This window comes from Maricaulis sp. MIT060901 (genome assembly GCF_047123815.1).
In the GTDB taxonomy this organism is placed as follows: domain Bacteria; phylum Pseudomonadota; class Alphaproteobacteria; order Caulobacterales; family Maricaulaceae; genus Maricaulis.
Window position 1 is genome coordinate 297808 of record NZ_CP138920.1, and the last position, 23529, is coordinate 321336.

Genomic DNA, 23529 nt, shown 5'->3' on the forward strand with positions numbered 1-23529 from the left:
AAGAACCCCGGAGCGCTTGCTCCGGGGTTTTTCTTTGACCTACCGGGACAGCGGGGAATACCCCTCGCCCTCCAGCGCCAGATCAAGTGTGCGCCATTCCTCTGCCGCAAACAGGACCGCCTGATCGTCATAATGCGCCGACATGCGGTCCAGCGTAGCAGAGCCGTACTGATGGATGGCCCGCGAACGCAGCTCGCCATCAGGCATCCACTCGATGAAATTGATGTAGGTATCACCCGCGACCGCGCGCAACTGCCCGTTCTCATCAAGATTGGCAGATCCACCGTATATGGCTCGGAGTATGTCCGGGCCGCCGCCCAGGGGCAGATTCACGTCGCCGCGGATCATTCGATTGACTTCACCCCAGCTTGGATCAAGCCGTCCGTAGTGGGACATCAATTCGTCCGCCGCTTCTCGCAGGGCATCCGCCGGGGCCATGTCCCAGGGGTCTTCGTGGTGACGGTTGTGAATGGTCCGAACGGCCGTCAGTACACCCAGAGCCGCTGCCCGGCTGTCGATCTCGGTCGACATATCCCAGCTGGCCAACACAGCCTGAGCTGAAAGCAGATCGTCATCGCCGGTGAAATCCATGGCCAGGATCTCGCGCACAAGCCGCCCGACCGCGGAAGTCTCCGAGTAGACCTTGTCGAACTTGATGTCCTCCAGACGCGCCGCTGTCAGTGCGCGCTCATTGCGCATCAGCGTGAGGCCACGATGCGCACGGTTGGTCATGCGCGGCTCGATCCCGAAGGTCGGCGAAAACGCCGCCGCATCCAGATTGTCGTTCACGGCGGTTGCATCAAACGGAGTCTGGTTTGCTGACAACAACCATCCCGAAGCGGGGTTGTGATAGAGCGGCAAGGCCGAGAGCGGGTGATAGTCCTGCCAGATTAATTCCGACCGGTCGCCCGGCAGGTAATCGCGCCAGTTCCAGCCCTCTTCACGCACCGGCATGGCCGCGTTGTAGACATAGGCAATCTCGCCGGTGCGATCAGCATAGACCGTATTGAGCGAGGAGATCGCATTCATCTCCATCGCCTCATACCAGGCGTCCCAGTTCTCGGCCCGGTTCATGCGATACCATTGCTCAACCTGGCGGATCTCATCCATGCCCGAATAGCGGATGGCATAGTCGCCGTGTTCAGTGCGGATGACCGGGCCGTGCTCGGACCACCACATGTCACGCTCAACGGTCCAGCGGATTGAACCCCAGATGCGCACATTGAGGCGCGCCGTGCCATGTTCCAGCTCGCGCCATTCCCCATCCAGCAGGTAACGATCACCCTCGGTTTCGAGCACATAGACATCCGCCAGGTCCGGCAGGTTCACCGTATGCGCCCAGCCCAGATCGGCGCTGTGCCCATGCAGGATCAACGGCGCGCCGGGAAATGTCCCGCCAACCATGTCCCAGCCCTCGCCCGAACGCACGCGCGCCTCATACCAGGCAACCGGCCCCTCGAAAGGCTGGTGGGAATTGATGACCAGGCGTGTTGCACCGTCCGCGGAAAATTCCGGCGCGATGGCAAAGGCGTTGGAACCGAATGGCAATCGCGCCTCGTCCAGCCACTGGAAAGCGCTTTGCGTCGATCGCATGGAAATCGCGCGCTGGCGTTCCTCGGCAAACAGCTCCGTCAGCGTATCATCCAGCCCGTACATGAAGGGCGTGCGCAGGACAAAGCCAGCGACCACGTCTTCCGGTGTAACCGGCAGGACATCATTCCAGACGCGGGTGGGATGCTGCGCAGCATAAAGGTTCAGACCTGCAGCATAACCTTCGAGCAAGCCTTTGACGTTGCTGGAGATATCCTGCTCATAGCGCGCCGCGACGAGCTCACGGATCCGCAGCAATTGAACGACATAATCCGTCGGAGCCGCGTCTGCACCCTGATAACGCGCCAGCTCACCACGTGCAGCAACCAGCGTCGTCTGGATTGTCGCCCAGTCGTCCTCGGCGTGGGCATAAGCGAGGCCAAAGGCTGCGGCCGCATCAGTGTCGCCCGTAATGTGCGGAACTCCATATTCATCACGAAGGACTTCCGCCGAAGCAAAGGGCTCGGCCGCGGCTACGGCTTCCTGCCGCGACATTCCCGGACCGGAGCCCAGGGTGAAGCTGGCCAGCAGCGCGAAAACCGCGATCAGAATGGCAAGTGAAATGAAGACCGACCGATTGATATTGAACACACGTCCCTCCCCGGCATGTGATTGTGCCGCAGAGCATAAGCCGGTCCGCGCCAGAAAAAAGGGGCGCTGAACCAGCGCCCCTCAAATTCCGGATTATCAAACCCCTATTCCCAGTAATAGGCGTCGCGGGCCTCGTCGCCGGTGATGACCTCGTTGAGCGTCGTAGCATCATAGAGCCGGCCATTGAGCATCACATAGGCGATGTCGTCAGTGTTGGAGATATCGTCCAGCGGGTTGGAACGCATGATGACGAAATCCGCCAGCTTGCCTTCCTCAACCGTACCGATGTCATCGATAAAGCCGAGATGGACAGCCGGAGCCACGGTCGCCGTGCGCAGCACCTCGACCGGCGTCATGCCACCGCGGGAAAACGACCACATCTCCCAGTGGGCAGCGAGACCCTGCTGCTGGCCGTGGGCACCGATGGAGACCAGAACACCGCGCTGGGCCAGCTCCCGCGAGGTCGCGGCCGCATTGGCGTCAGCGAAGTTATCTTCCGGAGCCGTCGTGCGACGAATGGACCCCGGACGCAGGATATGCGGCGGCACGTGTTCCGACAGGATCGGGTGTTCCCACACATTCATCGCCTGGCGCCAGTACGGGTCACCAGCCAGACCGCCATAGGTCACCGCCAGGGTCGGCGTCAGCGCAACCTGGGTGCCGGCATACATCTCGATGACATCATCATAGATCGCAGAGACCGGCAGGTTGTGCTCGATCGAGGTATTGCCGTCGGCCACCATGGACATGTCCATGTGATAGTTCGAACCACCTTCCGAGACGACGATCATGTCAGCCAGCATGGACGCATAGGTCACCTGCTGACGCTGGTCACGGCGCGGCTGGTTGTAGTTCTTGATGCCGTGGGCACCCTGGGCGTCCAGTCGGAAAACATGCTCCTGGGCGTCTTCACGATCATTGATCTCGGCATGGAAACCCGGAGCCCGGGCGCCATAGACGATCTCGCCGGTCGAATAGGTCCGCGGCTGCAGCTGGATTCCGGCACGCTGATATTCACTTGCCGGGAAAATGGTACTGGCCGAGCTGGACGGATCGAAAATTGTCGTCACACCCAGCGCAAGATGCGCCATGGTCGACCAGTTCTGCTGCGGGATAATGCCGTCAGAAGCCTGCGGGCCATGCGCGTGGGCATCGATGAAGCCCGGCGTGATGGTGTGGCCGGTAACATCAGCCACGGTCGCGCCTGCAGGAACATCGACACTGTCACGCGGACCAACGGCAACGATACGGTTGCCGTCGATCAGGATGACACCATCCTCGATCACACCGCCATCATCTTCGGCCATGGTAATGATGCGTGCGCCCACGAGGGCGGTCATGCCTTCCGGAACAGCCGTCTCGACCGTCATGGAGAGCGACACACCCTCACCCGGCTGGCGTACTTCATAGCCCTCGCCATCCTCGGCATTCGGGTTCGGGCGGATCTCGGCGATCGTGGCCGAGAACAGCTCGGCGCCCATCGTCCAGTTGATCTGATTGCCATTATCCGACCAGTTGATATCGGTCGCGCCATTCGAGGACAGTTCGACAACCGGCAGTGAACCGGAGGATTTGGACACCGAGATATTCTGCGGCCCGACCGGCATCGGCATGACAAAGGCGTCGTAGTTTTCGCGGAAGGCCAGGTGACGACCATCTGGAGCGACGTGGAATTCGCCTGTCATCCCGCCATTGGCGTGGACGCGCTCGTCATAGCCATTGAGATCAACGGAGTAGAGCTCCAGCGACGGCGTCCGGCGGGTCATGAAGACCCGGTCATTCGCGGCACCGAAATGGGGGGTGGAACCGCTGTCGGCAATCTCCCGCATGTCGCCACCAGACGCGGAAACCGCGAAAATACCCGTGGTTTCGGACCAGGCGCGCGAGGTCAGGAATCCACCGCCATCCTTTTCAAAGACAACCGTCTCGCCATCTGGCGAGAACCGCGGGCGACGATAGGTGCCCGGCTCATTGGTCAGCGTACGCTCGCTGCGGCCATTGGCGGCCACGGTGCGCACGGAACCCAGGTCCTGGTCATCCCAGGTCACAAATACCAGGCGGCGGCCATCACGGCTCCAGGACGGGAACAGCTCACGGCGATCAGACCGGTCACGGGTCAGCCGACGCGGCTCACCGCCATCGGTATCCATGATGTAGAGCTTGCCGAGGCTTTCGAACACGACCTGCTCGCCATTGGGCGAGACGGACGTGAAGCGCGGCATCTGCGTCTGGAAACTCTCGGGAGCCACTTCGACCGACGGGCGCGGCGGATCAATGATCTCGCGCGTGTCATTGATGGCGAACGGGATATTGGTGACCTCACCCGTATTCACGTCCACCCGGTGGATGCCACCGCCAGCCCAGAACACAACCGAGCCGCTGTCCGGCGTCCAGTCCATGTTCGGATACATGCCCATCACGCCCCAGGTCTCCTGGTTGTCGCGATCGAGATTGTCGTGCAGCTGGCGGACCTCGCCGGAGCGAAGATCCTTCATGTAGAGGCCGGTCTGCATGCCGTCACGGCGTACAAAGGCGATATACCGTCCATCCGGGGACGGCGACGGGCGCACGGCACCACCGACACCGTCTACGACCGTATCAACCTCACCGGTCTCCAGGTCGTAACGGCGGATATTGAACAGATCACCGTTGGAATCATCGGCATAGGTGAAGGTACTGCCGGAGCCGACAGCGCGCGTGAAATACACATAACGGCCATCCGGCGAGAATATCGGCTCGCCCTGTTCCTTCTGGAAGGCCTCGCTCGGACGCTCGACAAGCTGGACACCGTTGCCGCCCAGCACATGGTACATCCAGATTTCTCCCGTACCTGCGGAACGCGAGGTCGTGAAGTGTTTGCGGGCGGCAATATACCGGCCGTCGGGCGACCAGGTCGGGTTATTCAGCAGACGAAAACTCTCGCTGGTGATCTGGCGACGATTTTCACCGTCCGCATCCATCACCCAGATATTGTCACCACCACCGGCATCGGAGGTAAAGGCAATCTGCGAACCATCAGGAGAGAAACGCGGCTGGATCTCCCAGGCGAGGCCCGAGGCAATATTGGTTGCCGCACCGCCCGTCATCGGGACCGTGTAAATGTCACCCAAAAGGTCAAACACGATGGTCTGGCCATCCGGAGAGACATCCAGGCTCATCCAGGTGCCTTCAGTGACATTGATCGGGATTTCGCGTGTTTCCATCGGCGGATTGGTGACATCCCAACCCGTTTCTTCCTCGTCCTGGAAAGCGAAAGCAGGCGCACCCGCCAGCATCGTGGTGGCGGTCAGGGCCGCAATAAGGCGTTTCATCTTGTTCCCCTCAACAGATTTGTTGCGCACAAACTAGTGCGCTCTGCGAGGTTCGCAAAACTAACGGATCTGTAAGATTAGTCGCAGTCGCGTCAATGAGCGCCGCCCATACGGCCCAGCTTCACACCATAATCCACTGCCAGCCGGTAATCCGGGTCATCATCACTGTCGACCATGAGCTGGCCGGCCTTGGACAGGAGGCGGTGACAATCGCGGCTGAGATGCCGTAATTCCAGGCGTTTTCCGGCTGCATCATATTTCAGCGCCAGATCCTCGATGGCCTGCAGGGCGGATTGATCGACCACGCGGCTGTCGGCAAAGTCGACGATGATGTGTTCAGGATCGCCCTTGATGTCGAAAATCTCCATGAAAGACGTGGCGGAACCAAAGAAAAGCGGACCGTCGATCTGGTAGATCTTCTCTCCTGTATCGCCTTGCGACTCACGCGCATGGATGTGCGACGCCGCCTTCCAGGCATAAACCAGAGCGGAAACGATCACACCCACGACCACCGCAATCGCCAGGTCGGCATACACAGTCACGCCCGTCACCAGAATGATGACAAAAGCATCGGACCGCGGAATGCGGCGCATGATGCGCAGGCTTTGCCAGGCAAAGGTTCCGATGACGACCATGAACATGACGCCCACCAATGCGGCCAGCGGGATTTGCTCGATCAGCGAGGACGCAAACAGGATGAAGACCAACAGGAAGAGCGCAGCTGCAACTCCCGCGATACGGAGGCGACCACCGGATTTCACATTGATCATTGACTGGCCGATCATCGCGCAACCGCCCATGCCACCAAAGAAACCGGTGATGATGTTGGCAGCGCCCTGAGCCAAACACTCCTGCGACGCACCGCCCTTGCGGCCGGTGATCTCGCCCACGAGGTTCAGGGTCAGCAAGCTCTCGATCAGACCAATCGCCGCCAGGATGACCGCATAGGGGAAGATAATTTCAAGAGTCTCGAAGTTCAGGGGCACGCTCGGAATATGAAAAGCCGGCAGTTCACCCTGGATCGAGGCCAGGTCACCAACCGTGGGAACATTCAGACCAAACGCGATGACGATGCCTGCAGTGACAACAATCCCCATCAGCGGCGCCGGGATCAGCTTGGTGAGTTTTGGTGTACCCCAGATAACCAGCATGGTCAGACCTGTCAGGCCTAGCATCAGCATTAGTTCGGGCATCGGAAGCCACTCGCCACCCAGGGCGCCATGACCACCACCGCCATGATCGGAACCGGGAACCTGGAAAAGCTTGAGCTGGGCCAGGCCAATGACGATCGCCAGCCCGTTCACAAATCCCAGCATGACCGGATGGGGCACCATGCGAATGAACTTGCCCAGCCGGAAAATGCCCGCACCGACCTGCAAAATGCCCATCAGGACCACAGTCGCAAACAGGTATTCAACGCCATGCGTAGCCACTAGGTGGACCATGACGACGGCCAGCGCGCCTGTAGCGCCAGAGATCATGCCTCTGCGACCACCGAACAAAGCTGTGACAAGGCCCACGATGAAGGCTGCATACAGACCAACCAGCGGCTCCACACCGGCTACAAAGGCAAAGGCCACGGCTTCCGGCACTAGGGCCAGGGCAACCGTCAGGCCCGCCAGGACCTCGATGCGCAGCTGACCCACGGTCAGTTCCGGCAGTTCACCGCGATTGCGTACGGATGCGGACAGGCGTTCAGCGAACGCAGCGAGCGTGTTTCGGATCATGGTTTCAGCCGGTTCTTGTCTGGATTGGTCCCGCACCTACGCCTTCACGCCGCTTTAGTCCAGCCATTGTGCAGCGCAGCAGCCATGCAAACACGCCGTCGCGACACGCAAACACAATTTTAACCATGCCTTTCAACGAAATCTTCGGGCTGAGGAGCCATGTTGGCGAAAAATCGCGAGGATTTTGTGGTGGACTACTCAGCGAATTCCAACCGGACGCCCTCGGGCCCGGCCAATGATACCGGTGAAGACATCGTACGTGCCCAGCACGATGCGGCAAAGATCGCGCGCTCGCAGATCCGTGCGCAGGCGCGCGCTCCGCGGCACCGCGTCAATCGCAAGGCGTTGGGCCGCACCCTGCAATCCATCGACATTTTCGCCGGAGCCCTGCTTGCCGTTGTCGGCGTCATCGCGATCAGTGGCGGCCAGCCCGGTGCGGTTCCTGCCGGCGAACTCTTCCCGATTGTCGGATTCGCCGCCCTCCTGCCGCTGATGTTGTCGACACTGGGCCTTTACCGCATCGAACCGCGCCATGCGATAATCTGGCGTGTCACACGCGCCATAATCGCCACCGCCTCGGTCGGCGCCACCATGCTGATCGCGGGTTTCGGGACGGCGCCTGACAGTATTGGCATTCTCGCGATTTATTGCGTCGTCGCTGTCTCTGCGATGACCCTGCTGCACATGGTCTATGCCGGCTTTATCGGACATTGGGCCAAGGCCGGTCGTCTGGCGCGCAACATCATCCTGGTGGGCGCGACGCCGAATGCGCGCAAGCTGATCATGGCCAACCAGGGCTCGGGCACCATCAATGTGGTGGGCTATTTCGATGACCGCAAATCACGTGCGCCGACCCAGCTGGCCGGCACGCCGTATCTGGGCACCACGGACGACCTGTTCAACTGGTCTGTACTTCCAGATGTCGACCGCGTCGTCCTGACTGTCACACCCAAGGCCGAAGAGCGGGTCAAGCACCTGCTGGAGAAGCTGCGCGCGCTGCCCCAGCAAGTCATCCTGCTGCTCGACATCAATGGATTCAATCCGGAGACGACCAGCCTGGACGACATCGTCGGTGTGCACACCGCGCGCATGTCCGGCGAAGAGGAAAATCTCGGCCGGGTTTTCGCCAAGCGAGTGCAGGATATTGTCTTTGCCAGCCTGATGACCGTAGCCGCCCTGCCCGTCATGGCCCTCATTGCTCTGCTGGTGAAACTCGACAGTCGTGGCCCCGCGCTCTTCGTGCAGAAACGCGAAGGGTTCAATGGCCGTCCGATCAATGTCTACAAGTTCCGCACCATGCGCCACGACCCGAATGCACAATCGAAAAAGCTGCGCCAGGTCGAACTGAATGATCCGCGCGTGACCCGCCTGGGCGGTTTCCTGCGCAAGACCAGCCTGGACGAGCTGCCACAACTGTTCAACGTACTGGCAGGCTCCATGTCCCTCGTCGGCCCGCGCCCACACGCCTATGGCATGCGCACGGGTGGTACAGCTACCGCCAACCTGGTCGCCGAGTATGCACACCGCCACCGCGTGAAGCCGGGCATTACCGGCTGGGCGCAGATCAATGGATCCCGTGGACCGCTGCACACGCCGGAAGCCGCACGGGAGCGCATCAAGTGGGACGTCGATTACATCGCGCGGTCCGGTTTCTGGTTCGACCTGTGGATCATGATCAAGACTGTACCGGCCCTTCTCGGCGACAGGATCAATATCCGCTAGCGGCGCAGGCCGGCATCCGGACGCAGACGATTATAGCGCCAGCTCCGGCGAAGGCTTCGGAACAGGGCGTCATCAGCACCGCCGGCCTGGACGGTGAAGCGGTTTTCCCGGCGTTCATAGATTTCCCAGCCGCTGGTCCAGCGAAATACCGCCCAGCCGGCACCTGCCCGCTCCAGGTCACGCACCCGCTCGGTCAGATAGCGGTCGCCGCCCGGTGCCCAGCGATGCAATCCAAACTCTCCCATGCACCAGCGCGGATGGGATGGTGGTTCAAAACGCCCCTCTCCGGGTTCGTAAGGCCGCCCATCTCCCATGGCCTGGTGGGTAAAATCGCGAGGCGCGTAATCGTGCACACACAGGACGGCTGGATCGTCGGCTGACAGGTCCAGATTGGCCTCGAAAGCCGAATTCGCATAACCGTCCGGACTAATCAGGACAGGGGTGTCCGGGTCTGTGTCGCGGACCGCGATGGACAGCCGGCGCGCGAGTTGCGACCAGTCTGCCGGCGTGCGGGCAACCTGTCTTCGCAACTCCGCAGCGTCCCATATCTCCAGATCATGGCCGTTCGGGCCCACAGCGACCTGGTTCGCGTTGGGTTCGACCATCAACAGATAACCGGCCACATTCTCCACATTACGGAAATGGCGCGCAGTCTCCCGCCACATCGCCTCCCAGGCATCATGATAGGCGAAATCGGTCCAGACCCGCTCATTGATCATGTCAGTAGGAAACCAGCTTCCTGCGTCATCCCGGTGGAAGGTAAATGCACTGCGGCCCGGCCCTGTCCTGAAGCCGATAATGACATACAGCCCCCATCGCCTGGCGCGAGTGACAAGGTCATCCAGATTGGCCAGCGCGTCGGGATCGAGTTCGAACGGTTCGTTCTCGGTGAAAATGCCGGGATGGGAGAGCACGAGAAGATTGCCACCCGCCGCGGATAACTGCTGGAGGGCGGCATTGCTGACCGGCGTCCCGAACGGACCCGGACCCAGGAATTCCGGTCCGTCAATCTCCGGATAGACCCGGCGCTGGGTGATCACGGCTCCACGCAGATGCGGTCCGGTGGCGTTGTTCCACAACCCATGTTTGGAAAAAGCCTTCGCCCGGCCCGTTCCGGGGCGCAGGACCGGCAGCAGGCTAGCCGCCAGAACATGTCGTCGATTCAATTCCATAGCGCCTTGAAAACATGATCCGCTTAACAGCAAATGTAGTCGCATTCGCGCCCGGATGAAATTCGTTCCATCCTGACACCCACAATACCTCTCGCGCGGCATTGTTTTTGCAACTTCCCTCCTGAGGCGAGTGGAGCGTGCCATGCTTGGACGACATCTTCTGGGATACATGCCGGTACAGGTAGCCCAGGCCATTGTGGGGTTTGGATCGGTCGCGGTCTTCACCCGACTGATGGATGCCGAGGCCTATGGTGTCTACGCTCTCACACTCGCCACTCTGACACTGACCCATATTGCGACATTTACCTGGCTGGAAGCCGCAGTAGCGCGTTTCCATGCACGCGCGGACGCCCGCAAGCGCCTGCGTGACCACCTGGCAACCGCCTATGGCATCTACATCCTTCTGGCCGTGGGCGGTGGTGCACTGATTTTCGGGGCTATCCATCTTGCACCGCTGGACAATTCGCTGAAGGCCGTCTTCAGCTTCGCCGCCGTCTCGATGATCACGAGAGCCGCTCTGCAAATCGGTCTGGAAACCCATCGGGCGGGCGGCGGTGTCGCGCGATATTCCGCGCTGGAGGCGAGCTATCTGATGCTGGGCTTCATGATCGGTGTCGGACTGCTGGCACTGACGGACCTGGGTCCGGCCAGTATCTTCATCGGCACCGCCGTTGCCGCACTGGTGGCCCTGGTCTTTGACCTGCCGGTCATGTTGCGCCGGGCCCGCGGTGGGCGCGCCCAGCCTGCACGCGCGAAGACCTATGCACGTTATGGCTCTGCCGTCTCGCTCTCGCTCGTGTTCGAGCAATTGCTTTCCGTTGGCGATCGTTTTCTGCTGGCTGCCTTCCTCGGTTCGGGGGCCGTGGGCATGTACGCTGCTGGTTATGGTCTTGCAGACCGCCTGCTCGATATCATCTTCATCTGGTTCGGAGCAGCCGTCTGGCCAATGACGTTGAAGGCCTTTGAGACCCAGGGTGCGGACGTCGCCCGCAAACTCGCCGGTCAGGCCGCCAGCCTGATGGCGCTGATCAGCTTTCCTGCCGCCGCTGGCCTGGCCCTTGTCGCCGAGCCGCTGACAACGCTCATTGTCGGCGAAAGCCTCCGGTCGCAAGCCGCCGTGATCCTGCCGTGGATCGCATTGTCCGGATTGCTCAACGGCATGATGACCTATTATTTCCACGAGGCTTTCACGATCCGCCGTCGCAGCGGCTTCATGGCGGCATTGATGGCCGGTGCAGCCGCGCTGAACCTTGGTCTCAACCTCCTCTTCATCCCGGCCTTCGGCATTGTTGGCGCCGCCTATGCGACCGTTCTCGCCTATCTGATCTCGCTGGTCATCTGCGCCATTGTCGGGCGCAAGCTCTTCCCTCTGCCCCTGCCCTGGGGCGACTGGGTGAAGGCAGCGACGGCGACCATGGTCATGGCCTCCGGCGTCTTCATCGTGCCGGATTTTGAGACTGCCTGGATTGCCCTCATCAGCAAGGCCCTGGCCGGGGCCGTCGTCTACGCAGCCGCCGCCTACGCCTTCAACATCGCCGACTGTCGCATCTGGCTGTCTGACATCAACAAACTCAATCTGCGCACCGAGACCCAATCATGAGCAAGACGGTTTCCTATACCGAACTGGCCAACGCCGCTTCCGAACACGACCAGAAGGTCCGGTTGAGCATCGCGATCCCGTTCTACAATGATGATCCGGGTGACCTCGTGCGCGCGCTCAATCCGCTGATCGGTGCGGACAAGTCGATCGAGATCCTGTTGTTTGATGATTGCAGCTCGCAGACCCATCTCAACGCACTGACCGGCCGGACAATCCGTGCCCTCACCGCACCTGCGCGCCTGATCAGTGCGCGGGAAAATGTCGGCCGCGCCCATGGTCGCAATATCCTGGCACGCGAAGCACGGGGCGAGTGGATCCTCTATCTCGATGCCGACATGGCCCCCACCGATGATGCTTTCCTGGCAACCTATCTGGAAGCCATGGAAACAAGCGGGCTGGACGCGATTTTCGGCGGTTACATAACCCGGACCCAGCACGCAGACCAGAACCTCGCCCTACACGCCGCGCTGGCCAGCGCCAGTGATCACTGTGACGCCGCCGCCCGCGAAAAAGTCGGCGCGACCGCCTTCTGCTCATCCAATCTCCTGGCCCGTCGTGAACTGATGCTGGATGTGCCCTTCGACACCGGATTTGTCGGCTGGGGCTGGGAAGATGTGGACTGGGCTGTCGCCGCCTCCCGCCAGCACAAGCTAGGACATATCGACAATCCTGCGCAGCATGACGGCCTGCAACCGGTCGAGGTCCTGCTCGACAAGTTCCGCGCAGGCGCAACAAACTATGCCCGCATGCTGGAGAAACACCCGGACCTGAGAAACCTGCCGGGAGCCAAGGCCGCGCGGGCGATCCGACGTGTGCCGTTCAGCCGCTCACTGCGTCCGGTCTGGGCCAATCTGGCTCGCAATCACCAAGCGCCCATGCGGCTGCGCACACTCGGTCTTAAACTGTGGCGTGCGAGTTGGACGGCGGAGGTCATCTGATGAACTCACCCTATGTTCCCGGCGGCTGGCAGTCGCGTTTCACGCGACAGATCTCGCGCTTTCTGGCGCGCGATGAAATCGAGCTCGATCTCGATCACGCCATCGTCTCTGTCAGCTTTGATGATTTCCCGAAATCCGCCGTGACGGCGGGCGCTGAGGCGCTGGAAGCTCGCGGCTGGACCGGGACGTATTACGCCTCTGCCGGCTATGTCGGGCAGACAACGCATCACGGCGAGATGTTTGATGCCGACGACCTGCACCGGCTGGAATCCGCCGGGCATGAGATCGCCTGTCACACCTGGGAACATCTGGACTGCGCCAAGTCGAGCCCGGAAGAGGTCATCACCAGCCTGGAGCACAATGAACGCGCCCTGCGCGAACTGGGGCTAAAACAACCGCTGAGCTCCTTTGCCTATCCCTATGGCGAGACTGCACCGGGCATCAAGACGGCACTGGCCTCGCGTTTCCAGACCCTGCGTGGTGTACGCCCGGGTGTCATGCGTGGCCGCGCGGATCGCAATCTTCTTCCCGCTGTCGGCATTGATGGTGGCGAAGCCGGTATCCAGCGTGCGGTGGACGCCGCTGAAGCCCTCGCCCAGCACCCTGGCTGGCTGGTGTTCTACGCCCATGATGTCCAGGCCAATCCGACCGAATGGGGTTGTACGCCGGAGGATTTCGAACGCGTCCTGGACGCGATCGATCGCAGCGGCGCCCAGGTCCTCAACGTTCGGGACGCCTATGCAGCAATCACGAGGAGCGCGGCATGAGCACGGCGATCATTATCCCGACCTTTCGACGCCCGGACGGCTTGATGGCCGCACTGGAAAGCGCTCTCGCCCAGTCACGCCCGGCAGACGAGATCATTGTCGTCGACAACTCGCCGGAAGGCGGAGCCCGCGAGGCTATCGAGGCACTCGGCGCCGCGACTGTCCGTTATGTGCACGAGGCCGAGCCGGGTGTCGCCAATGCCCGCAACACGGCACTGGCGGCTACGGATTGCCGGTACATTGCGTTTCTGGACGATGATGAAATCGCACAGCCCAACTGGCTGGAGGCGCTCAAGGTCACTGCGGAACGACTGGACGCGCAGGTCGTGTTCGGCCCCCTTCAGGCCCAGGCACCCAGAGCCAGCGGCCTCCGCCTGCACCTGCTCAACCGGCTGTACTCCCGCGAAGGCGCTGCGAGCGATGAACTTCTCGGCAAACCCTTTGGCTGCGGCAATTCCCTTGTGGACCGGGCGGCCTTCGACCTTCCCCAGACGCCCTTTCCGCGTCATCTCAACGAGACCGGGGGCGAAGACGACATGTTTTTTGCCATGCTCGAACAACAAGGCGCGCGTTTCGCCTGGTCTGCAGGCGCGGGCGCGATCGAATGCGTGGATCCCTCGCGGGCCAACTGGCGCTACCTGCTTTCGCGCAGCTTTTCATTCGGACAGGGGCCGAGCCAGCATTGTGCGAACAAGGCCCGGCCGGATTGGGCTGGCGTCGCGAAATGGATGCTTGTCGGGCTGGCGCAGTTCGCCATCTTTGCGCCACTCGCCGTAGTGACCAGCCTGTTCAGCCCGCGCCTGTCTGCCGGCTTTATCGACAAATCCGCCCAGGCCGCGGGCAAAATCTTCTGGCAGGACCGGTTTGCGCCGCGCTTTTACGGCAGCTCCGCCCTGGGCTAGCGGGCCCGCCGGTCTGCCAGCTTGGCGGCCACAAAGACGAACAGCGTCCAGCTCAGCGCGTTCTGCTGCAGGAAATTGCTCTCGGAAATACTCACGAGGCCCAGCATCGCGATCCACGGCAGGGCGAAATAGACTTCCTGCCCGTGAAACAGGCGTGACAGGCCCCGTCCCAGCGCGCGGAAATACACCATCGCCAACAGGACCACGCCTGGCAGACCGATCGCTAGGGCGGTTTCCAGCCAGCCATTATGCGCCGTGGGCACGTCCCAGGCTGTTTCCTGGTGAACCCAGAACACCGGCCCGCTCTCGGCCACCCAGTAGGCGCGATAGCCATACCCCGTCCATGGTGCGGCGCGGATCTGGTCGACCAGCACGACCCAGATATCTGTCCGGCCCGTCAGAGTGGCATCCCGGCCGAGCAGTTCCAGCGCCTCGATCGGTGCGATCAGGAGCGCCATGCCGGCCAGTACCGCACCAGTCAGTGACAAACACAGCGTCATGGCCGCAAATCCGAACCCCTGGCGGCACAGGCCAATACCGGCAATCCCGCCCACGCCCAGTAGCCAGGCCAGCAACGCTGTCTTGGATGTCGAGAGCAGGACGAGCGCCGTGCACAAGACGGCCATGAACCGCCACAACCAGCGACGTTCCGGATTGATCTGGGCAGCGGCAAATCCGCTGACCGAGCCCCAGGCCATCATGGCGCCCAGCGAGTTTTTCTCCCACCAGATACCCTTCCAGGCCCCGACATGCACGGCGTGATCGACGCCGATAGAGGGAACCGCCAGGGCAAATATGACGCTGAGTATCGCCAGGATGAAAAAGCTCGTCGCGATGATCAGAATGGCGTCACGCCAGCTCCAGCGCGCCGCGAACCAGAAGCCGAAGAGGCTGGTCATGATCAGGGCGAAGGAACGCCTGAGCGTCACGTCCGGTGCCAGCGACCAGAGCACAGAGACCATGGTCAGCATGACCAGCCCGACCAGGAGGGGGCTGGATGCGATGACGCGGAAGGTCGCGCCCGGGCGTGCGGCAATCATCACCAGCGTCACGGCATAAAACGGCAGCCACATCAGGCGCAGGAGGGCAGAGCCTTCCGGATCGGCGGAATCGGCAAAAACCGGCCCGATCAACCCCTGAGAGAACATGAAGATGAACAGGATGCACAGACCGGCTTCCGCCGCGCGGGCAAAGCCGATCGCGGGAGCATCAGTGAAACGCTGGAGAAAGGGTGGATGTTCGATCGCAACCCGGCTCATGCAGCGCTCCGATAGGCTCCTGCCCGGTTGACGACGACACCGGCGACAACGCCGCCCGCCGCCTCGATGGCGTCACGGCGGGCGTGCAGGCCATCAAAATTGTCCGCACGCGCATCCACGACAAGGATGACCCCGTCCATGTCTGCGACCAGGTTCATGGGCGCGCGGGACTGGCCCGGTGCGTCGATAACAGCAAGATCGATGGACTGGCGCACAGCGGACCAATAATCCGGCGCTCCCCGCAGGGCCGCCTGCAGTCGGGTCCCGTCACGGCGTTCCACCTTGGACACGACCAGCTTGTCGACCGAGGATGGCCGCCCCACCAGTCGCGCATTGCCATCCAGCACCCAGGGGGTCTCACGGCCCAGCGAAAGGTCGAACACGTCCGCTCTGACCCGGCAGGCTTCGGCTTGCGCATTCGCCTTGAAGTCCAGGTCAAACAGCCAGACGCCGCGCGTGGATCGCACGGCGCTAAGGCGCGAAATTTCTCGGGCCACAGTCGAGGCCCCGGCCCCGCGGCTGGTTCCCATGACCATCAATACACGCCCCAGACCGGAAGGCCGGCTGATGGGCTCAAGCTGATCAATCAGCGCACTCATGTCGGACGACAGGTTCACGACCGCTACTCACCTGGAGAATCGTTTCAGATTCCAATCTGCCTCTGGCGTGGTTAACGCGGCGCTTACGCGGAGCGGTCCGGGATGCGCGCGAGCACCGGCAATCCCACCAGCGCCTCACCGAGCGGGTCCGGGCGTGCTGGGGCCCCGACCGGCTGTACGGGCTGAGGCTCGCGGTAGCGCGGCGCCGCGGCCTGGTTCACCGCCTGCGTCGGCGCGTGTCGCTGGGCGGGACGCCGGGCTGCGATATAGGCCCGCCAATATCCCTTGATCAGGCCGAGGAAGACCGCCACGCCGGCGGCAAAGACAAAGGCGGCCATCAGGGCGAGCTTCTTCATGGACGAGCCACGCAGTGGCGGTGTCGCACGATCAAATACCCGCACCGCATCAGCAGCACCCGGGCCGAGCGAACGGCGAGCGGCGGCAACAGCTTCCTGCGCGGCAAAACCAGCAGCGGTTTCCTCGGCAGCGGTGACGTCCTGAGCAAGGCGTGTGTATTCCGGTTCCAGGCCGCGCAGGCGGCTGACATCGCCCTGGGCTTCGCCCAGCTGGCGCTCAAAGACAGCAACCCGATTGGCTTCCTGGTTGGCATTGGCGCGGCGGGTAGCCAGTTCAGTTTCCAGCGCCTGGCGCACCGGGTTCACGCCCGTTCGACGCTGGCCCAGACCTTCCGCACCACCGGCATCCAACAGACTTTGAATGGCAGAGATCTCGCGTTCAATGGCTACAACCGGCGGCGCGCCGGGCTGGTAACGCGACAGCAATTGCTCGCGCTCGACACGGCGGTCCAGCAACAGGGTGGACGCGCCGTTTTCAACATAAAGCTCGATATTGGCCGGGATATTGTTGAGGCGGTTTTCCAGTGCCTGCGCCCCTGCCCGCGCCGCATCCCGATCCGCAGACGCCGTGCGCACCCGGTCCTGCAGGGTGGTGACGCTGGTTTCAGCCGCGCTCTTGTCAGAGACAAAATTGGCCAGCGAATGGGTGGACAGGAAAGCGTCGAGCGCGCTCTGCGCCTCGGCCACAGCCTGGTCGGCCTGTTGGCGGCGTTCGGTGACGGTCTCGATACCGGCCTCGACCAGGATTTCCTGGCGGTAGGCCAGATAGGAATCCACGACCGCGTTGAGGATCAGCGCCGCCTGGTCCGCATTGCCGGCCTCGTAACTGGCGACCAGCGCAGAGGAATACGGCTCGCGTGAAATCGTCAGGCTGGAACCGAGCGCACGAAGTGCCGCACCATCGGCATTGCCGGAGACCGGTTCGCCCAGAATGGTTTCAGGGCCCAGAGCCGCCAGGGTCTGGCGCCGCACAGCACCGGAACCGAGCAATTCGCTTTCCGACTGCATGATCTGGTCGAGCATGAAAGCTCCGCCCGCACCGGCGGCCGCCGGGGTCGGATCATTTTCCAGCAGGACGAGGAGCCGCGACTGCGCTTCGAAACTCGGCTTGATCAGGGTCAGCGAGGCGGCCACACCAATGGCGAAAAGCACTGCAAAAACAACGACAATGAAGCCACGCTCGGACCAGGCGAGTGCAATGATATCGAACAGGTCGAGGCCGTCACTGCGGGCACTGCCACGCAATGGCTCATCCCCGCCGCGAGGGGCGTTGGAATAAGGGTCTCGACTCATATGCTTATAAAGCGTCTCAGCCGCTTAATTTTTTCTTATCCAAAACAGGTGGAAATGGACGCAAGTTCAGTGGATCCGAGGATATTCTATGCGTGCCTCTCGTTTCGGCCTCGCAATTGCCGTTTCAATCGGCCTGGCAGCCTGCGCCAGCTCGGGTTCACTCGCCCCCCAAACGGACCCGGCCTGGTCAGGCCGCCAGTTCGCGAGCTGGCAGGAGACCGATCCCGCCTATCGCTTTTTCCCCGGTGACAGCATTGACGTGGTTGTGCATTCCGCATCCGAGCTGAACCGCACCGTTGCCATCGGGCCGGACGGGCGTGTGCCCCTGCCCCTGATCGGCAATGTCATGGTGGCCAATCGCACCGATTTCGAGATCGCCAATGTGATCGCCGACGCCTATGCGCAAAACGTGCTGGTCAATCCGATCGTGGAAGTGCGCCGCGCGGCCCTCGGCCCGCAAAACATCATTGTCGGCGGAGAGGTCAACACCCCCGGCCTGGTCGAGATGACCGGCCCGGTCGGCGCGCTTGAAGCCGTCATGCGGGCCGGCGGTTTCCGCAACACGGCCGCGCGCGGCGATGTCGTCGTCCTGCGCCGCCAGCCCGGCGGCGCGCTGATGATGCGCACCGTCAATCTCCACGACGCCCTGGACGGCCGACCGGGCGCTGACCGCGTCCAGCTGCGCCGCCACGACATCATTTTCGTGCCCCGCTCCACCGTGGCCGAAATCAATGTTTTTGTTGAACAATATGTGTCGGGAATTTTGCCGCTCGACCAGGCGTTTTCCTACGCGATTGCGGACGCGATTACGAATAATTGATGGGTTTAGTTTGGGCTTTTGGATAGCCGGGTGATAGTCCCGTTACCTAACACTCTATTCCGGTCTCCCAAGGCCAAGCGTGTGGGCTATCCACGTCGATATCGATACTAGATAGAATGGCGCTTAATCTAAGATCTACATCGACTTGATTTGCCGCAGAGCTCGTACCAAGGCTGACTCCTGGGTATTGCGCGGACGAGCTTTTCCGTTTCGACCAATTGAGTTCAGCGAACCTGATCAAGTCAACACGTTCTGATTGGGGTTTGGTCCCATCTAGTATTGCGAAGTAGGTGTTATACGACCGAGCAACTTCGCTACCCTCTGCGAGCAAACCCCTCAGCCGGTCCGGCTCATCGCAGATCCGACCTTCACCAAGCAGTCTGCAAATCAATACGCTATCAACAAAATCCCAATGAATGGGTGTCTCGGTGCGAAGCAGTTCTGTGGGAATGCTCGCATATTCCTTCGCTGCGATAAGCAAAAAGTGCGATTCATTCACCACCTCGCCCTGCGGTTTTCTTCCCCCGGGAAGGTCAGACAAGTTCAGGCCAATGCGTTGCGCCTCAGTTATCGCCTCAAGCGCGTCCTGATAACCGCCGTTCACTCTCCAGTTGGCGACTAACAGCTGGAGCCAGGCCGCCAGCTCGTCCTCCAACATCAAAATCTGCTGAGAAACATCGCCACGACCACGCGCGGCAGCCTGCGCAGCGCGAGCGAGTGAAATTTCATTGGGCAGCCGTTCAAGTCGGCGATTTCGAAGTTCATCCGGACTGATAGGCTTTACGTGCGATTTCGCTTTCGACCGTTTTGTTCCCCAGTTGAACATTCCATTCCCAACGAAATTTTGCCCAAAAACAAGGGACACACCAACTAGCGCATGCCCCGACAGCTACCCTCTTTCCCAGAGCTACTCTTCGACCTGATACCCGAAAGCACAGAACATAAGAAAATCAAGGAGGAAAATTGCACTCGCCAATCCAAACCCAATGACGACCAAAATCCAAACCTGAAGCAAAAGAGGAAAAACCGTCAGTGAGAGGATCGAAACACCGCACATAGACACCCAGTTTGAAAGGAAACTGCGCCGCTTCTTAACGACCAATTGGTCGCCAACCTGGTGCTTGCCAGGCGAAGCGACATACAACGCGATCAAATCACTGGTTCTCATCTGAATAGATCCTGTAGTGCACACCTGGAAAAAACAGGGACACCATCAAGTCCCCGTCCAGCTGCAATGACGCGGCGAACTTCAAGCAGCCACAGAACACCAGAGCACACCTCTCAGCCCCAAGCCACTAGCTACAGCTGTATATCAATTTCTCACAATTTCCAGATCCGTCTCTCCACCAAACGGCACATCCCTCGCCACCCTGGGCGCGGAACGGAGACTTTGCGGGCTCTGGTGACCCGTCAGGCAAGGCTGTCTGCTCGCGCGGACGAGAGACAAGAGCCTCTCCGCGGCATGACACCTGATCGCGACTTAAGCTGGTCACACACAGGTCGAAGAGACCTGCGCACACAGCTATCGCGGCATATTCCTGGTATTTTTCAGTGTCCGGGCCCGGCAGGCCTCCCCGACCTGCCGGATATTCGGACAGAGTGGTGTGATCCGCCCTAGTGGCGGGTCGAGAGCCACTCGCGCGCAGCCTTCTGCGCATTGGCGATGTCCATATTGGTCATCTGATCTGAAATTTCCTGGCGATAGTATTTCGCCGGCTCGGAACCCATCAGTGCGGCCAGATTGAACCACTTGTGAGCTTCGATGTAATCGATCTCGCCACCTTGTCCCGTGGAATACAGAATTCCCAGCTTGCAGAGATCTTCGCCCGTCGGATCCGTGGAAACGGCTTCGTGGGCCTGTGCGGTTTCAACATCAGTGAACGCCATTGCGTCTTCCCCTGTACTACTCGGCAAACACGGCCCTTTTGGGTCCTCTGTTTGCGCCACCATCCTGTCCGAATGCCCTTCGAACGAGTTGGACTTTGAGCAAAGAGAATTGCATTAAGGTTAAGAGGACAAAGAAATATTCCGCCTTAAACCTTTAAATCCGTTAGCTTTTCTTTCCCAAGAATAAACGACTGAGATACGCATCCACCAGGCGCACCCGCCCGGCATTGCGCACCAGGGGCTCTGTAGAAAGGCGCACGAAGGTCAGCAGGAGGATGATCAATCCGGCCAGCAGGGACAGGGCCAGACCACGCAAATCCGCCTGGTCCGCCTCGCCTCTTTCCTCCACCACATCGAGCACGGAATACATCTCCTGGCCGAGGCGCGACTGCATGGCCAGAACGGCCGGTCCGACCGCATCGAGCAGAACCGACAAACGCCCGATATCTTCAATTTGATAGATACCGCTTACCATGCGTGTGGTGACCCGCGCGGTGTGATCGAGCCGGATATCGGCCAGTTCCGCCAGCGCACTGCCCAGGGCAGCCAGATCGGAGCGCTGTCCGGTATGGATGCGATTGATGCGGTCTTCTTCGCGGCGCGGGGCGGCAAAGGCCAGGTCCGGCCGGAAACCGGCATCTCTCAGGCTGGCGACCAGCGCCGCCTGGGGCAGATGCGTTTCGAACAGCGCGCGCAATTCCTGCTCCAGGCTGACCGGCAAACGTCCGGCGACATAACCCGCGCGCAGGATGGACGCCCCTGCCCGCGCAGCGCCGGTATCGCGCCCCAGATCCACCATGCCCGCTTCCAGGGCGGAAAGTGACAACAGGAACGGGTCAAACTGACCACGCGGAATGATGCTGGCCGTACACGGTTCGGCAAAGGCCTCCTGCGCCATGGGGGCCAGACACAGCTGGATCACCAGATGGCGCACACCGGAATAGAGGCGTGTATCGCTGCGATAATGGGTCACCAGTCCGGACAGGGTCGACAGCTCGAGCTGGCCCTGCTGGCTGGCACGGAAAAAATCATCGATCGGCGCGGCCGAGATTTCCCAGACCAGGCGCGAGCGTTCGTATCGGTCCAGGATATTGGCCGGGGCAAAGATGACCGCGGCCGGTTCCAGCCCGCGAATCTCGGCCTGCTGTAATTGTGCGTCGATGACGCCATCGAGGCGGCGCTCGCGCTCCTGCGGCGGCAAGGCCCGCAATTCCGCGTCCAGCTCGGCCGGGTCGCGGCCGGCGGCCAGCAGGCGCAGCGCCAGGGCTTCCTCGCCCAGCCAGTACGGACCCGCCTGGGCCCAGCCGGCAAACCGGTCCAGGTCCGGACGCCGACGGATATCGCCATTGATGGCGTCGGCCAGCTCCTCCACCCAGACGTCATAGGCATCATCACCGGGCGCACGGGAGGCGGCAAAGGCCGCCTCGATCCGCGCTCTGAGATCTGCCGGTGCTGATGCGACCACTCTCAGCCCGCCCATATCGTCCAGAATGCGCGCAGCAAACCAGACTGAGGCCCCGATTGCAGCCAGCAGCAGCGCCGTCTGGAAGCCCTTGAACAGGAGTCTCCAGATCAGCCACATCACCATGCCAAAGGGCGACGCTTCCCAGAAGCGCCCGCGGTCATTGACGTATTCCTCGATACGAGCGAGCCGGCGTGATTCCGCCTCGGTCAGCCCGGCGCGACGGAAGGTCTCCGCGCGGCCGGAGCGATCCTCGCCCTTTGCGCTATTGTCGCTGGTGGCGTCCGACGCCATTCAAAACCCCCATTTCCCCCTGGGGCGGAGATTTGAATACTCGCGCGGACGATGCAAGCGCGTTAGCCCCACAGGCGAAGTTTTATCCCCGGCTGTGACACACACGCCCGCCAACTGTGCCTGCGACGTTACAGCGCTTGGCAGTTCGCCGCGAAAGACCTAAGCAGGGCACACACAAAAAGACGAGACCTGATCCATGACCGCTACCGACAGCCTGACCCGCTTTCCGCCCGTATCCATGTCCCTGCAGAAAACCGATCCGGAAGCCTTCGCGAAGGAGCTGGGCAAGAGTTTTCGGGAATACGGGTTTGCCGCCATTTCGGACCATGGCCTGGACCAGGACCTGATCGATCGCGCCTATGAGGTTGCCGCGAAATTCTTTGCCCTGCCCGAAGAGACCAAGATGAAGTATTTCATCGAGAACGGCGGCGGCGCGCGCGGTTACACGCCCTTTGGCAAGGAAATCGCCAAGGATGCGCAGCATGTCGACCTCAAGGAGTTCTGGCATGTCGGTCGCGACCTGCCCGCCGGTCACCCCTATGAAAAAGACATGGCGCCGAATGTGATGCCCGAAGAGATCGCGGAATGGGAAGAGGTCATCCACAAGCTCTATTCCGCCTTTGACGCGCTGGGCGGTGATGTCCTGCGCGCCATCGCCACAGATCTGGGCCTGGAAGAGGATTTCTTTGCCGACACGGTTCGCGACGGCAATTCGGTCATGCGCCTGCTGCACTACCCGCCGGTCCAGGGCGATACGGGTGGATCCATCCGCGCCGAGGCCCATGGCGATATCAATACCATCACCCTGCTGCTGGGCGCCGACGAGCCGGGCCTGCAGGTGATGACACGCGAAGGCGAGTGGGTCGACATGAACCCGCCGGCCGGCTGTCTGGCCGTAAATATGGGCGACATGCTGTCCCGCTCGACCAATGGCATCCTGCCCTCGACCCAGCACCGCGTGATCAATCCCAAGGGCGCGCGCACCGAGCACTCGCGTTATTCCATGCCCTTCTTCCTGCACTATCGCCCGGACTATCTCATCGAGACCCTGCCCGGCTGCGAGCGCGAAGGCGTTGAACCAGCCGAGCCGATCACGGCGCACGAATTCCTGTTCCAGCGCCTGAAAGAAATCGGTTTGATGTAGGTCGGGGGCGCTTGGATGCGCCTTCCCTCGCCCATCACGCGTAAAGTTGCCTGATCATCACCCCAACACTTCCGTCATCACCCGGCTTGTCCGGG

Annotated in this window: 18 protein-coding genes; 7 read left to right on the forward strand and 11 right to left on the reverse strand. The window is 61.4% G+C overall.

The features are described 5' to 3' along the window. Nucleotides 1-39: 39 nt before the first annotated feature. The 3 genes from SIC17_RS01470 to SIC17_RS01480 form a co-directional block, all read right to left on the reverse strand. The gene (locus tag SIC17_RS01470) at nt 40-2181 is read right to left on the reverse strand and encodes a penicillin acylase family protein (protein ID WP_412546185.1); all 2142 of its coding nucleotides are present in this window, start codon (nt 2179-2181) and stop codon (nt 40-42) included. A 104-nt stretch (nt 2182-2285) separates the two neighbouring features. Beyond that, a complete protein-coding gene (locus tag SIC17_RS01475; protein WP_412546186.1) occupies nt 2286-5492 on the reverse strand; it encodes an amidohydrolase family protein in 3207 nt (1068 codons plus the stop codon). Nucleotides 5493-5584: 92 nt separating this feature from the next. After that, a complete protein-coding gene (locus SIC17_RS01480) occupies nt 5585-7219 on the reverse strand; it encodes a SulP family inorganic anion transporter (RefSeq protein ID WP_291895796.1) in 1635 nt (544 codons plus the stop codon). A 159-nt stretch (nt 7220-7378) separates the two neighbouring features. Between SIC17_RS01480 and SIC17_RS01485 the strand changes: the two genes are divergently transcribed. After that, the gene (locus SIC17_RS01485; RefSeq protein ID WP_412546187.1) at nt 7379-8941 is read left to right on the forward strand and encodes an exopolysaccharide biosynthesis polyprenyl glycosylphosphotransferase; all 1563 of its coding nucleotides are present in this window, start codon (nt 7379-7381) and stop codon (nt 8939-8941) included. On the opposite strand, the gene SIC17_RS01490 is transcribed toward SIC17_RS01485, so the two are convergent. Further along, nucleotides 8938-10107 (reverse strand): glycoside hydrolase family 5 protein, encoded by a 1170-nt coding sequence (locus SIC17_RS01490; RefSeq protein WP_412546188.1) that lies wholly within the window; start codon nt 10105-10107, stop codon nt 8938-8940. The two genes, SIC17_RS01485 and SIC17_RS01490, sit on opposite strands and share 4 nt — an antisense overlap. Before the next feature lie 148 nt (nt 10108-10255). Between SIC17_RS01490 and SIC17_RS01495 the strand changes: the two genes are divergently transcribed. The 4 genes from SIC17_RS01495 to SIC17_RS01510 are packed head-to-tail and all read left to right on the forward strand — an operon-like array spanning nt 10256 to nt 14320. After that, on the forward strand, nt 10256-11713 hold the full coding sequence (locus SIC17_RS01495; RefSeq protein WP_412546189.1) for a polysaccharide biosynthesis C-terminal domain-containing protein: 1458 nt from the start codon (nt 10256-10258) through the stop codon (nt 11711-11713). Then, entirely contained in the window at nt 11710-12651 is a 942-nt protein-coding gene (locus SIC17_RS01500) for a glycosyltransferase family 2 protein (protein ID WP_291895805.1), read from the forward strand. The genes SIC17_RS01495 and SIC17_RS01500 overlap by 4 nt, the downstream gene beginning before the upstream one ends. Then, a complete protein-coding gene (locus SIC17_RS01505) occupies nt 12651-13418 on the forward strand; it encodes a polysaccharide deacetylase family protein (RefSeq protein WP_291895806.1) in 768 nt (255 codons plus the stop codon). The genes SIC17_RS01500 and SIC17_RS01505 overlap by 1 nt, the downstream gene beginning before the upstream one ends. Continuing rightward, nucleotides 13415-14320 carry a glycosyltransferase family 2 protein gene (locus SIC17_RS01510; RefSeq protein ID WP_291895807.1) on the forward strand — a complete coding sequence of 302 codons (906 nt, stop codon included), beginning with the start codon at nt 13415-13417 and terminating at the stop codon, nt 14318-14320. Before SIC17_RS01505 ends, SIC17_RS01510 begins: the two co-directional genes overlap by 4 nt. Here the strand turns inward: SIC17_RS01510 and SIC17_RS01515 are convergent. The 3 genes from SIC17_RS01515 to SIC17_RS01525 form a co-directional block, all read right to left on the reverse strand. After that, nucleotides 14317-15579 (reverse strand): O-antigen ligase family protein, encoded by a 1263-nt coding sequence (locus SIC17_RS01515; RefSeq protein ID WP_412546190.1) that lies wholly within the window; start codon nt 15577-15579, stop codon nt 14317-14319. The genes SIC17_RS01510 and SIC17_RS01515 overlap by 4 nt on opposite strands. After that, nucleotides 15576-16178, reverse strand: a complete 603-nt coding sequence (locus SIC17_RS01520; protein WP_412546191.1) for a hypothetical protein — start codon at nt 16176-16178, stop codon at nt 15576-15578. Before SIC17_RS01520 ends, SIC17_RS01515 begins: the two co-directional genes overlap by 4 nt. Before the next feature lie 83 nt (nt 16179-16261). Next, the gene (locus SIC17_RS01525) at nt 16262-17827 is read right to left on the reverse strand and encodes a GumC family protein (protein ID WP_412546192.1); all 1566 of its coding nucleotides are present in this window, start codon (nt 17825-17827) and stop codon (nt 16262-16264) included. An 88-nt stretch (nt 17828-17915) separates the two neighbouring features. On the opposite strand from SIC17_RS01525, the gene SIC17_RS01530 reads away from it, so the two are divergent. Continuing rightward, entirely contained in the window at nt 17916-18647 is a 732-nt protein-coding gene (locus SIC17_RS01530; protein ID WP_291895811.1) for a polysaccharide biosynthesis/export family protein, read from the forward strand. A gap of 46 nt (nt 18648-18693) precedes the next feature. On the opposite strand, the gene SIC17_RS01535 is transcribed toward SIC17_RS01530, so the two are convergent. From SIC17_RS01535 to SIC17_RS01550, 4 genes are all read right to left on the reverse strand, one after another. After that, entirely contained in the window at nt 18694-19473 is a 780-nt protein-coding gene (locus SIC17_RS01535) for a hypothetical protein (RefSeq protein WP_412546193.1), read from the reverse strand. A gap of 81 nt (nt 19474-19554) precedes the next feature. Next, complete coding sequence (locus SIC17_RS01540) at nt 19555-19815, reverse strand: hypothetical protein (RefSeq protein ID WP_412546194.1); 261 nt, start codon at nt 19813-19815, stop codon at nt 19555-19557. Nucleotides 19816-20261: 446 nt separating this feature from the next. After that, entirely contained in the window at nt 20262-20534 is a 273-nt protein-coding gene (locus tag SIC17_RS01545; RefSeq protein WP_291900178.1) for a hypothetical protein, read from the reverse strand. A 163-nt stretch (nt 20535-20697) separates the two neighbouring features. Continuing rightward, nucleotides 20698-22290, reverse strand: coding sequence for a hypothetical protein (locus SIC17_RS01550; protein ID WP_412546195.1), 1593 nt, complete (start codon nt 22288-22290; stop codon nt 20698-20700). Nucleotides 22291-22486: 196 nt separating this feature from the next. On the opposite strand from SIC17_RS01550, the gene SIC17_RS01555 reads away from it, so the two are divergent. Continuing rightward, nucleotides 22487-23434, forward strand: a complete 948-nt coding sequence (locus SIC17_RS01555) for an isopenicillin N synthase family dioxygenase (RefSeq protein ID WP_412546196.1) — start codon at nt 22487-22489, stop codon at nt 23432-23434. The last annotated feature ends 95 nt before the right edge of the window (nt 23435-23529 follow it).